Origin of the sequence: Pseudomonas sp. PAMC 25886 (genome assembly GCF_000242655.1) — a bacterium.
Lineage (GTDB): Bacteria > Pseudomonadota > Gammaproteobacteria > Pseudomonadales > Pseudomonadaceae > Aquipseudomonas.
In genome coordinates, this window is sequence record NZ_AHHC01000048.1 from 1 (window position 1) to 11,331 (window position 11,331).

An 11,331-nucleotide genomic window follows, 5' to 3' on the forward strand; every position below is an offset into this window, starting at 1 on the left:
ATAAGCCCGAGGCCGAACGCAGGGATTGAGGAGCGGGTAAACCGGCAGGACGCCGGTTTAGCCGCGACGGGGCAGGGACGCCCCGTCGCGGCGGCCCGCGGAGCAATGCCGGAGTGAGGGAACGCCGAGCCTTAGCGAGGTGCCGACAGGCGGGGCAGAGCCCTTTGGTTACTTTGGGGCTTTTCCAAAGTGACCCGCTGTAAGAGCGGAACCATAAGCAGCCGTTACTCAACCAACGGATATGTACCCCAAAAGCCCCCTACCCCTCACAATCAAAAACCTCCCCCCGCCTAACCACACTACCCACCGCAAGCACCGCCCCCGGTGCCAACACACCATTGGCTCCAACCCGCGACTGATCCCCCAACAGCGCCCCAAACTTGTCGCACCCGGTACGCTGCAACTGCCCATCAACCCGCACCTGGACCTCCTTGTCATCCCGCTCATTACGGTAATTCGCAACGATACTGCCCGCCTCCAGATTCACCCCGCGCCCCAACACCGAATCACCCACAAAGTTGAAGTGCGCCAACTTGCTGCCACTGAAAACAAAGGACGTCTTGAGCTCCGCACCCGGCCCGAAGATGCAATATTCATCCACCCAGCAACCACCACGAAGGTAAGCCCCGGCCGCGATAAAACAGTGGGCACCAATGATCAGCGGCGCTTTCAAAACAGCACCCGCTTCAACCACCGCAGTACGGTGCACTGCGATCTCGTCATGAATCTCGTAATCGTCGTCAGAAAGCCCCGCCAGCAACTGCCGCACAATGCCAGGCGCCTGGGTCACCAGTTCCCAGGGTGCAAGGTCAACCCAGGGTGCCAGCGGCGAACGGGAAAAATCAGCGATGTAATCGGTGAGTCGAATCAACGTCGAGCCCTCTACAGATCAGAGAAGCCCGAAACGCTAACACCCCCGTCACTGCCCGTCGAGCAGCACCGGCTTGCCCAGTTCGCCGATCTTTTCCAACCGCGCCCGCACAATGTTGCGGCTGATATTCAGCAAGCGCCCGGTCTGCAACTGGTTGCCATGGCAGTAACGATAGGCCGCACGAAAGACCGTCTCCTCGATGTGCTCGTAAAGGTCCGGAATGTTCTGCTCGAACAACGCATTCAGCGCCGCCTCCAGGCTCACCGGCCCGGTGATCGCGGGCGCGGCCTGGTTTGCCTCGTCCTGGCGGATGCCCGAGGAACGCATGTCCACCAAGTGCAGGTCCGGCGGCTGCACCAACTGATTACGGCACACCAGCAACGCATGGTGAATCGCGTTTTCCAGCTCGCGAATATTGCCCGGCCAGCTGTGTTCCAGCAGCTTGCGCTCGGCATCGATGCTCAGCGAAGCGCGGTTGTAGCCCAGGCGCTGGCAGTGTTCTTCAAGAAAAAATTCCGCCAGCGGCAGGATGTCGCCGGGACGTTCCCGCAGGGGCGGCAGGCGGATGGTGGCGACGTGCAGGCGGTAGAACAAATCTTCACGGAAGTGCCCGGCCACCACCGCGTCGGCGAGGTTGACGTTGGTGGCCGCCACCAGCCGTACGTTGATCGGGATCGGCGTACGCGAACCCAGGCGCACCACTTCGCGCTCCTGTAGCACCCGCAGTAATTTGACCTGCATGTTCAACGGCAAATCGCCGATTTCATCCAGAAACAACGTACCGCCGTTGGCGGCTTCAAACCAGCCGGCCTTGTGGGTGGTAGCGCCGGTGAACGCGCCTTTTTCGTGGCCGAACAACTCGCTTTCCACCAGGGTTTCGGCAAACGCGCCGCAGTTCACCGCCACAAACGGCTCACGCCCGCGACGGCTCAGATGATGGATATGACGCGCGACCAGTTCCTTGCCGGTGCCGGTCTCGCCGATGATCAAGGTGTTGGCCTCACTGGGGGCCAGGCGCTCGATACGTGCGAGCAATTCCTGTGAGCGCGGGTCCTTGAAGACCAGCACGGTGGCGCGCACCGACTTGGTCAATTCACGGGCGTTGGGGTGGGTGATCAGCGACATGGTGCATTCCTGGCAGTAAAAGCGCGTGTCAATAGTGCATGAAGTTTTCTATACCATTTAATTATTAATTAATATTTATATATTCCCGAAAAGAATATACCAACACATCGCACCCCACCTGCTGCTGGAGCAGCAATCGGCCAGCACCTGCCTGTGCGCAGATCAGCACCAAGCCATTGCCAGGCAGTTCTTCGAAAACCCGCAAAACCACGTTCTACAAGGCGTGCAGCGCGTTTTTCCACTGATGGCATGCAATCTGCTCTCTCCCTCCCAACGCCACCTCCCCTGTAGGAGCCGGCTTGCCAGCGATGAGGTCCTCAAGCCTTGCACCGACTAAACGGACGCTTTCGCCGGCAAGCCGGCTCCTACAGGGGGTCGCGATCACTTAGCAGGGAGATCCCAATGAAAAGTTTCTGGCGCAACAGCATTGCCACCGTGTTCGGTGTGCTGGTCAGCACCGGCGTGCTGGCTGAACAGGCGCCACCGGCGTCGGTGAAGATCGCCATCGTCGCCTACACGCAAGGGGGCAAGCCGGTGTTCGGCGGCATCGCCGGGCGCGTCATCGAAGACGGCTGGCTCGAAGCGCAACTGCGTGAACGCGGGGTCAAGCTGGAGTGGATCGCCCTGCCCCACGCCGGCGCCGGGCCGCAGATCAACGAAGGCTTCAGCAATAACAGCCTGGACTTCGCCGTGCGCGGTGACCTGCCTTCGGTGATCGCCGGGGCCGGCGGTGTGCCGGGCAAGCTGATCGTGCCCGGTGGCAGCGGCAACAATATCTACCTGGTGGTGCCCGAAGGCTCCCCCGCGAAAACCATCGAAGACCTCAAGGGCAAGCGCCTGGCGCTGCATCGCGGCCGTCCATGGGAGTTCGCCTTCAGCAACTTCCTGGCCAGCAAGGGCCTGAAACTCGACGACTTCAAGATCGCCAACCTCAACCCGCAAGTCGGCGCCGCGGCCGTGTCTGCCGGCAAGGTCGACGCGGCGGTGTTGCTCAGCGAGGCCTATGCCCTGGAAGACAAGGGCGTGGGCAAGATCATCTGGTCGACCAAACAAGGCAGTAACGACTGGCGCCTGGTCTCCGACCTGTGGGGCACCGAGGCCTTTGTGCAGCAGCACCCGGACATCACCCAATTGCTCGCCACGGCCTGGGTGAAAGCCGCGTGGTGGATTTCCCAGCCACAGAACCAGGACGCCTATTACCAGCTGTCTTCCCGCGCCGGCACCGCCGAAAGCGTGCTGCGCCGTGACGATCAGGACGACCCGGTGGCCTGGAAGGATCGCTGGGCGCCAAAAAGCGACCAGCAACTCAAGGCTCATTACCAGGCCCTCACCACCTACGCCCTGGCCAATCACCTGATTCGCGACACCTACGACATCGGCCCGTCACTGGCCACCGGCTTTACCAACCAGGCCCTGATCGACCTGAAACTCACCGACTACTGGCCAGCCCTGCGTGGCCAGGTCAGCACTAATCCGTAATAGGGAAATTGAGCATGAAACTGCCGCACTCCTTTGCCTTTGGCCTCAGCGTTCTGGCCCTGTCCATGAGCGTGTTTGCTGCCGACACCTACGCCCCCAAACCCGACCCGCTGCAAGGCGATGGCCGCGTCTCGGCATTCTACACTTGGGAAAAAGCCATCCCGGCCGTTCCCGGCAAACTGCTGCGCAGCGAGCCCCTGGACAGCACCCTGAGCCTGGCCAACGCCGCCAGCGCCCAACGGATTCTGTACACCTCCACCGACGGCATCGATAACAAGACACCGATCGTGGTGTCCGGCGCGCTGTTCCTGCCAAAAGGCACGCCGCCTGCCGGTGGTTGGCCGGTGGCGAGCTGGGGCCATGGCACCGTGGGCGTGGCGGACGTGTGCGCACCGTCCTGGCAAGGTCGCTCGTACCGTGACGTGGCCTACCTCAATCGCTGGCTGGCCGAAGGTTTTGCCGTCGTCGCCACCGATTACCAGGGCCTCGGCGTGCCCGGCGGCCACCCATTGCTCAATAGCCGCATGGCCGCCTACGGAATTCTCGACGCCGCCAAGGCCGTGGTGGCCGGGGTACCCGGGCTGGCCGACAAGGTGTTGATCGTCGGTCAATCCCAGGGCGGTGCCGGTGCCTTCGCTGCCGCGGCATATGCCGCCACCTACGCCCCGGACCTGGGAGTGAAAGGCAGCATTGGCACCGGTGTGATCTACACCCTCGACTACGCGAAAAACCCCAGCGAAGAAGTGCGCAACAAGGTCGACCCAACCCTGGCCTACGGCTTCTACACCCTGCTCGCCGCCCAGCAATACGACCCAAGCATCAACCCGGCTGACTTCTACACCGAAAAAGCCCTGCCGATTTTCGAGCAGGCCCGCACCAGTTGCCTGTTCGCCCTCGAAGGCGACGTGGAAGGCCTCGGCCTGAGCATCGCCAACACCAAGAAAGACTACAAGGGCAAGCAGCTCGCCCCGTGGCTGGCGCAAGTGTCCTACCCGACGCTGAAAACCTCGAAGCCGATCTTCATCGGCACCGGCGCCGAAGACACCACCCCGGCCGCCGCGACTCAGGTCAAGCTGATGCAGGACGCGTGCAAGGCCGGCTCCATCGTCGAAGGCCACCTGTACAAAGGCCTGGGCCACAGCGCCACAGTCAACGCGTCACTCAAGGACTCGATCCCGTTTGCCCACAAGGTCATCAACGACCAGCCGATCACCCCGATCTGCGCCCCCACCGCGCAATAAGCAGGAGGCTTGCATGAGCATCGAATTCTTCACCCGCCTGCCACTGCACGGCGAAACCCAGTTCCTCCCCGGCGACCCACGCAACCGTGGCGACTGGCATCGCGGCGGCCCCAGCACCGGCGCGGTGTCGGGCTTCAGTGTTGGTGACCACTTCACGTACATCGACTACCTCGGGCAAATCGCCAGGGCTGCAGAAATCAACGGCTTTGGCGGCGCGCTGATGGTCAACGCGCCCACCGGCGAAGAGCCGTGGACCGTCTGCGCGCTGCTGGCCCGGGAAACCCGCACCCTGCAATTCGTCACCGCGTTCCAGCCCTACCACTACACCCCGTGGGTGGCCGTGCAGCAGGCGGCGACCTACCAGCGCGCCACCGGCAACCGCCTGGTGTGGAACATCATCAACGGCGGCTCGGACGCGATCCAGCGCCAGGTCGGCGACTTCAGCGACCACGATGAACGCTACGAACGCGCCACCGAATTCATGGACGTGGTCAAGGGCTATTGGCACAACGAAACCTTCCACTACGACGGCAAGTTCTACAAGGCCGACGGTGGCGGCTTGCGCGGGCCGTTGAAGAAAGCCCAGTTGCCGCTGATCTGCACCGCCGGTTCATCCATCGCCGCCCGGGAGTTTGCCGCCAAGCACGCCGACTTCTACCTGATGCGCGCCGAACACCCGGACGAAATCGCCGCCCTGATCGCCGACCTGCGCGAGCGCGCGTTGAAATGGGGCCGCACCGACATTCGCTTCGGCCTGTCGATTGACGTGATCACCCGGGAAACCGAAGAACTGGCCCGCACTGAAGCCAAGCGTTTCTTCGACGAAGGCATCGCCCGGGGCGCGGTCAAGGCCGTGGCGGCCCATGCCGGGTTGCGTACGGCACGCAAGCTCAGCTATGAGCACGGCTTCAGCGAAAAAACCGAAACCCAGGGCTTCGATGACTTCTTCATCCACCCCAATGTGTGGACCGGCTTTGGCTACATCGGCATTCCGCCGGGCTGCGCGCTGGTGGGCAGCTACGAAAACGTGGTGGCGCGAATTCGCGAGTACAACGCCATCGGCATCGACCTGTTCTTCCTTGCCGGCTACCCGCACCTGGAGGAAGCCTACCGCCTGGGCGAGCACATCCTGCCGCACTTTTTCAATGAACGCGCCGAACTGAGCCGCTCCCAGGAGCCCGTGCTGGAACTGCGCTCCGCCAACGGTCCGGCCGGAGTCTGATGCCATGAGCCTACTGCTTAGCCGCCGGGACTTTCTCGGCTACAGCGTGACCGTCGGCGGCGGCTTGCTGCTGGCCGGTTGCGGTCCCGGTGACACGCCCAAAAGCGTCACCGCCAACGACCAGCCGCGCTACGGCGGGCGCCTGCGCCTGGGGATCCTGGATGGCAACCAGAGTGGCAACCTCGATGCCCACAAGCCCGTGGGCAGTGGCATCGTTCGCGGCTTTGCGCTGTACAGCAAGCTCTGGGAATGGGACGAGCAGATGCAACCGCGCCTGGCCCTGGCCGAGTTTGCCGAGCCGAATGCCGACGCCAGCAGCTGGACCCTGCGCCTGCGCCCCGGCCTGGAGTTTCACAACGGCAAGACCATCGATGCCGATGACCTGATCTTCTCGATCCGCCGCCTCACCGACCCGCAGCTGGCCTCGCCCTACGCGGCGCTACTGCACTGGGTGGACCGTGACAACCTGGTCAAGCTCGACAACCGCACCGTGCGCCTGAGCTTTCGCGACGGGCGCAGCTACATGCCGCTGGCAGAAACCTGGGTCAACTTCGGCGGCATCGTGCCGGTGGATTACCACCCGGTCACCAACCCGGTGGGCGCCGGCCCCTACAAGCTCAAAAGCTTCACCCCAGGCCAGCGCTCACTGTTTACCCGCTTCGAGAACTACTACAAGGACGGCAAGCCCTACGCCGATGAGCTGGAGATCATCGACTTCAAGGATCAGGTCTCGCGCCTGGCCGCCCTGCGTTCCGGGCAAATCGACATGGCCAACGTGATGCCCACCGAGCAGCTGCCAATCCTGCAAAAGGACCCGCGCCTGAAAGTCATCACCTCGGTGACCGGCAACTGGCTGTCGTTCGACATGAACCTCGACAAACCGCCGTTCAACGACCCACGGGTGCGCGAAGCGTTTCGCTTGATGGCCGACCGTGAAGAGCTGGTGCGCCGCGCGCTGAACGGCCAGGGCCGGGTGGCCAACGACCTGTATGCACCCAGCGACCCAACCTTCAACCACGACCTCGGCCCACGCCCCTACGACCCGCAACGCGCGGCACAACTGCTGAAGGACGCTGGCCAGGAAAACCTCGAAGTGGAATTGATCACCACCCCGGGGCCGGGCCTGAGTTCGGCGCTGGTGCTGGCCGAACAGGCCAAACGTATCGGCGTGACCCTCAAGGTCAAGCAGGTGGACCTGGCGACTTTCCAGGGGCCGCTGAAAAACGACTGGACCCTGAGCACCGGCGGCAGCATCGGCGCGCCGTTCCTGGCCAGTGCGATCCATACCGACGCGCCATTTGCGGTGTCCAACAAGACCCACTTCAACGACCCGCAATTCAGTGAGCTGTTCCTGGCCGCCATGGCCCAGCCCGACCTGGAAAAACGCAAGGCCCTGGTGCATCAGGTCCAGCAGATCCAGTACGAACGCGGCGGGATGCTGATCTGGGGCTATGCCGACTTGCTCGACAGCGTCTCCACCCGTGTCGGCGGCGCGCAATCCGAAGAGTCGCTGTTCAGCACCTGGCGCTTCGAAAAGCTCTGGCTCAAAGACACCGCCTGAGCCACTTACACCGTATCGCCCTGTAGGAGCCGGCTTGCCGGCGATGGCGTCCGGTCGACCGGCGCAGGGCTCGAGGGCCTTATCGCCGGCAAGCCGGCTCCTACAAGGGACCGTGCGCTCTTCATTCTTTTTATGGGGCATTTCTGCCATGCACGCTATCGCCTTGCGTTTACCTCTGCTGCTGGCCGCAAGCCTGCCAATCCAGGCCTTTGCCGCCGATACCCAACTGCAAACCGTGACCGTGCAGGCCAGTGCCAGCCAGTCCGATGACGACGCCCTGCCCACTCGCCCACCGACGTCGGTGTACGGCGGTACCGAAACCAAAGTCCTCGATACGCCGCGCTCGGTGGTGCAAATCAACGCCGAGCAACTGGCCAACGACTCGATCCGCAGCGCCGACGACCTGGTCAAGTACGCCCCCGGCATCACCCGGGGCGGCGGCCAGAACGCCGGCATCGCCCCGCAGTTTCGCGCCCAGGGCTCCGAGGTGTTCCAGGACGGCCAGCGCGCTTATGGCGTGCGCCACCCGGCAAACTTCAACGCCTATGAAGGTGCCGACATCGTCGCCGGACCGTCCTCGGTCACCTACGGCTCGGTGTCCGGCAGCGGCGGTTATGTGAACTACCTGAGCAAGAAGCCCGACTTCGACGCGTTCAAGACCAAACTCAGCGGTGAACTGGGCTCGTGGATACCGGACGGCACCTCCCGCAGTTCCAACAAGTTCAGCATCGACAACACCGGCCCCTTGAGTGACAACCTGGCCTACCGCCTGAGCATCACCAAGCAGCGCCAGCAGGACTTCTACGACAACGTCGACAACAACTTCGATGCTTTCTACGGCGCCCTCGCCTGGCGCAACGACAACGTGCGGGTGGACTGGAACGCCAGCTACGACAACTACTACGACTACAACATCACCCACGGCTGGAACCGCGCCACCCAGGACCTGGTGGACAACGGCAAGTACTACGCCGGCCGCGCCACGCCGATTATCCAGAACGGCAACACCCTGTGGTCACCGGTGCTGGCCTCCGGCGCCGCCGATGCGCCAACCCTGGGTTGGGTCAAACGCCAACGCAATGCCCAGGGCCAATACAGCGTGGTGGATGGCAGCTTCCAGACCGCCTCGCCCAACACCCAGAGCAACCCCGGCAGCCTGCGGGGCTGGGTGTATGACCCGACGCTGGCGGGTAACGGCGAACGCTCGCTGTCTTCACAAACCGGGCAACGCAAGGAAGACGAGAGCAGTTCCCGGCGCTTTACCACGCAGCTGCGCATCGAGGCCGACCTGTCGCCCACCATCACGGTGGCAAACAGCACGTTCTACCAACGCTCCAAGGACATCACCGATGCCGTGGGTTCGTTCCAGGTGCAATCCAAAGACAACATCTTCGACAACCGCTTCGAATTCCGCTCGCGCAATGAAACCCGCCTGGGCGGCTGGACCCTGCGGGATGACAGCAATACCGGCCTGATCTATCGCCGCGAGTTTAACCAGTCGATCGCTGCCAACAACAGCTTCGGCTCCACCATCAACGCCTATGACTTGACCCAGGACCCTTCGGGCAAGAACCCCGGCGACCTGCTGGGCCTCACCGGTGCCAACCCGGCCGGTGGCAATGGCGCGTGGGTCGGCCAGCCCGGCGTGCCGCAGTATTCCAATGACTACGGCTGGCTGAACCTGCCGCCGATGTATCCGGCCGGGCACGGGCTCTATGCCGAATCCGTGGCGCCCTACACCGCCGAAAGCACCTGGACCACCAAGACCCTGTTCAGCCAGCACAACCTCAAGTACGGCGACTATTTCGGCCTGAACATCGGTGCCAGCCGCAGCTGGATCGAGGCCGAGATCGATAACCCGTTCGTGCTCGCCGGCGGCAACCCGCGCAAGGACAGTGACAATTACCGGCTGTTCGCATTCCAGGTCAGCCCCTACGTCAAGCCCACGGAAAACACCACGCTTTACTACACCTTCGATCGCTCGCTGGCGGTCAACACCGGGTTCTTTTCCAACGGCCTGGGGTGGGGCAGCGGCAGTGGCGCCAACCTGCTCAACCCGCTGGCGTTCCAGAGCCTGAGCGTGTTGCACGAAGTGGGCGTGAAGGTGGAAGCGGTGCCCAACCAATTGTTCATGACCCTCGCCGCGTTCAAGCAGGCCCGGGACCAGGCGCCAGACAGCAACAACAGCATCGCGCGGCTGGTGATCAAGGGCGTGGAAGCCACCGTGCGCTATCAGCCGGATGACCACCTGCGCAGCGGCTTGAACCTGTCCAAGCTCAACGCCTACAACGAATTCACCTCCCAGGCGGGCTTTGCCTCGGCCGGGTTCGTGCCCGACAACGGCACGGTGTTCGGCGACAACAACAGCCTCAACCAGCGGCCTTCCGGGCGTTTCGACGCGGTGCAGATTCCGGAATACACCGCCAGTGGCTACGTCGACTACCGCTTCGACTCGGGCTTTGGCGCCGAGCTGTCCGGCTGGTGGACCAGCAACTGGTACCTGAACCTGAGCAAGACCGTAAAGATCCCCAACGAATACAACCTCGACCTTGCCGTGTACTACCGCCAGCCGCAGTGGAGCACCACCTTGCGCGTGCTGAACCTGACCAACGAACTGAACTTCGTCAGCGGCCTGGCCGGCTCCACCAACACCTTCCTGCAACCGATGCCGGGCCGCACATTGCTGGCCCAGGTCGACTATCAGTTCTAACCCTCAAAGGAGCCTCAGCATGTCCATTGAATTTGTCGGCATGATCTTCCCCCGCCAATGGTCCGAGACCCGTGGCGTGCGCAGCCCGGATTTCGACCTCGATTTTATCCGCCACCACGCCCGCGCCCATGAACACGCCGGCTTTGACCGGGTGCTGATCGCCAGCGGGCCCGGCAGTGCCGACAGCCTGCAAATCGCCGCCTACGCCGCGGCGCACACCGAACGCCTGGGTTTCATGATCGCCCACCGGCCGGGACTCACTGCCCCGACAGTCGCAGCCCGAGCCTTCGCCACGCTGGACCACACCACCGGCGGCGGGCGCATTCGCCTGCACGCTATCACCGGCATCACCGCCGAGCCCCAGGAAGGCGACTTCCTGCTGGACAAGACCGAGCGCTACCAACGCACCGACGAATACCTGGAGATAGTGCGGCGCACCTGGACCGCCGAAGAGCCGTTCGACTTCGAGGGCAAGTACTTCAACATCAAGGGCGCGTTTTCCCCGGTCAAGCCGCTGCAACAACCCCATATCCCGATTTCGTTTGGCGGCTCATCGGACATTGCCTACCAGATTGCGGTCAAGCATGCGGATCTGTATGCGCTGTGGGGCGAACCGTTGAGCGGTGTGGCGGAGCAGATTGCCAAGCTCAAGGCGGCGGCCAGTGCAGCGGGTGTGCAGGCGCCGCGGGTGAGTTTGTCGGTGCGCCTGATTTTGGGCGCGACCGAGGAACTGGCCTGGCAACGGGCCGAGCAGATTCTGGAGCAGATCAAGGCCAATCCACAGTTCGCGGCGGGCAGTCCGTGGCAGAAGCGAATCAAGGGAACGGGGTCGGAACGCTTGCTGGCAGCGGCGGCATTAGGCGATCGGCATGACCGCGCGTTGTGGATGCCGACGGCGACGGCTGTGGGGGCGTATGGCGACACCACGGCATTGGTAGGCACACCGGAGACCGTGGCCCAGGCGCTGCTGGATTATGTGGACCTGGGGGTCACGACGTTTTTGAACCGGGGCTATGACCCGCTGTATGACACCGTGGATTATGGGCGGTGGATCATTCCGGCAGTGCGCGAGGAAGCCCGGCGCAGAAAGGCCGCGTAACCGCCGCCTCCACTATCGCCGGC

8 protein-coding genes are annotated in these 11,331 nt (G+C 63.2%); 6 read left to right on the plus strand and 2 right to left on the minus strand.

Annotated features, from left to right (window positions below; all coding sequences use genetic code 11):
- Nucleotides 1–259 precede the first annotated feature (259 nt).
- Both MUM_RS0115295 and MUM_RS0115300 read right to left on the minus strand, forming a co-directional pair.
- Nucleotides 260–871, minus strand: coding sequence for an LpxA family transferase (locus MUM_RS0115295; RefSeq protein ID WP_010171254.1), 612 nt, complete (start codon nucleotides 869–871; stop codon nucleotides 260–262).
- A gap of 48 nt (nucleotides 872–919) precedes the next feature.
- Nucleotides 920–1,996 carry a sigma-54 interaction domain-containing protein gene (locus MUM_RS0115300; RefSeq protein ID WP_010171256.1) on the minus strand — a complete coding sequence of 359 codons (1,077 nt, stop codon included), beginning with the start codon at nucleotides 1,994–1,996 and terminating at the stop codon, nucleotides 920–922.
- A gap of 402 nt (nucleotides 1,997–2,398) precedes the next feature.
- Between MUM_RS0115300 and MUM_RS0115305 the strand changes: the two genes are divergently transcribed.
- From MUM_RS0115305 to MUM_RS0115330, 6 genes are all read left to right on the plus strand, one after another.
- Nucleotides 2,399–3,475, plus strand: a complete 1,077-nt coding sequence (locus MUM_RS0115305; RefSeq protein WP_010171258.1) for an ABC transporter substrate-binding protein — start codon at nucleotides 2,399–2,401, stop codon at nucleotides 3,473–3,475.
- Nucleotides 3,476–3,489: 14 nt separating this feature from the next.
- Nucleotides 3,490–4,716 (plus strand): alpha/beta hydrolase family protein, encoded by a 1,227-nt coding sequence (locus MUM_RS0115310; protein ID WP_010171259.1) that lies wholly within the window; start codon nucleotides 3,490–3,492, stop codon nucleotides 4,714–4,716.
- A 13-nt stretch (nucleotides 4,717–4,729) separates the two neighbouring features.
- Entirely contained in the window at nucleotides 4,730–5,938 is a 1,209-nt protein-coding gene (locus tag MUM_RS0115315) for an LLM class flavin-dependent oxidoreductase (RefSeq protein ID WP_010171261.1), read from the plus strand.
- A 4-nt stretch (nucleotides 5,939–5,942) separates the two neighbouring features.
- Nucleotides 5,943–7,499 carry an ABC transporter substrate-binding protein gene (locus MUM_RS0115320; protein ID WP_010171263.1) on the plus strand — a complete coding sequence of 519 codons (1,557 nt, stop codon included), beginning with the start codon at nucleotides 5,943–5,945 and terminating at the stop codon, nucleotides 7,497–7,499.
- Nucleotides 7,500–7,647: 148 nt separating this feature from the next.
- The gene (locus MUM_RS0115325; RefSeq protein ID WP_010171265.1) at nucleotides 7,648–10,209 is read left to right on the plus strand and encodes a TonB-dependent receptor plug domain-containing protein; all 2,562 of its coding nucleotides are present in this window, start codon (nucleotides 7,648–7,650) and stop codon (nucleotides 10,207–10,209) included.
- Nucleotides 10,210–10,228: 19 nt separating this feature from the next.
- Nucleotides 10,229–11,308, plus strand: coding sequence for an LLM class flavin-dependent oxidoreductase (locus tag MUM_RS0115330; RefSeq protein WP_010171267.1), 1,080 nt, complete (start codon nucleotides 10,229–10,231; stop codon nucleotides 11,306–11,308).
- Nucleotides 11,309–11,331 lie beyond the last annotated feature (23 nt).

What these genes read in the sequence shown, in the direction of transcription:
- MUM_RS0115300 (WP_010171256.1), bottom strand. Translation starts at nt 1,996, where the DNA reads ATGTCGCTGATCACCCACCCCAACGCCCGTGAATTGACCAAGTCGGTG.
- MUM_RS0115325 (WP_010171265.1), top strand. Translation starts at nt 7,648, where the DNA reads ATGCACGCTATCGCCTTGCGTTTACCTCTGCTGCTGGCCGCAAGCCTG.
- MUM_RS0115315 (WP_010171261.1), top strand. Translation starts at nt 4,730, where the DNA reads ATGAGCATCGAATTCTTCACCCGCCTGCCACTGCACGGCGAAACCCAG.
- MUM_RS0115305 (WP_010171258.1), top strand. Translation starts at nt 2,399, where the DNA reads ATGAAAAGTTTCTGGCGCAACAGCATTGCCACCGTGTTCGGTGTGCTG.
- MUM_RS0115330 (WP_010171267.1), top strand. Translation starts at nt 10,229, where the DNA reads ATGTCCATTGAATTTGTCGGCATGATCTTCCCCCGCCAATGGTCCGAG.
- MUM_RS0115320 (WP_010171263.1), top strand. Translation starts at nt 5,943, where the DNA reads ATGAGCCTACTGCTTAGCCGCCGGGACTTTCTCGGCTACAGCGTGACC.
- MUM_RS0115310 (WP_010171259.1), top strand. Translation starts at nt 3,490, where the DNA reads ATGAAACTGCCGCACTCCTTTGCCTTTGGCCTCAGCGTTCTGGCCCTG.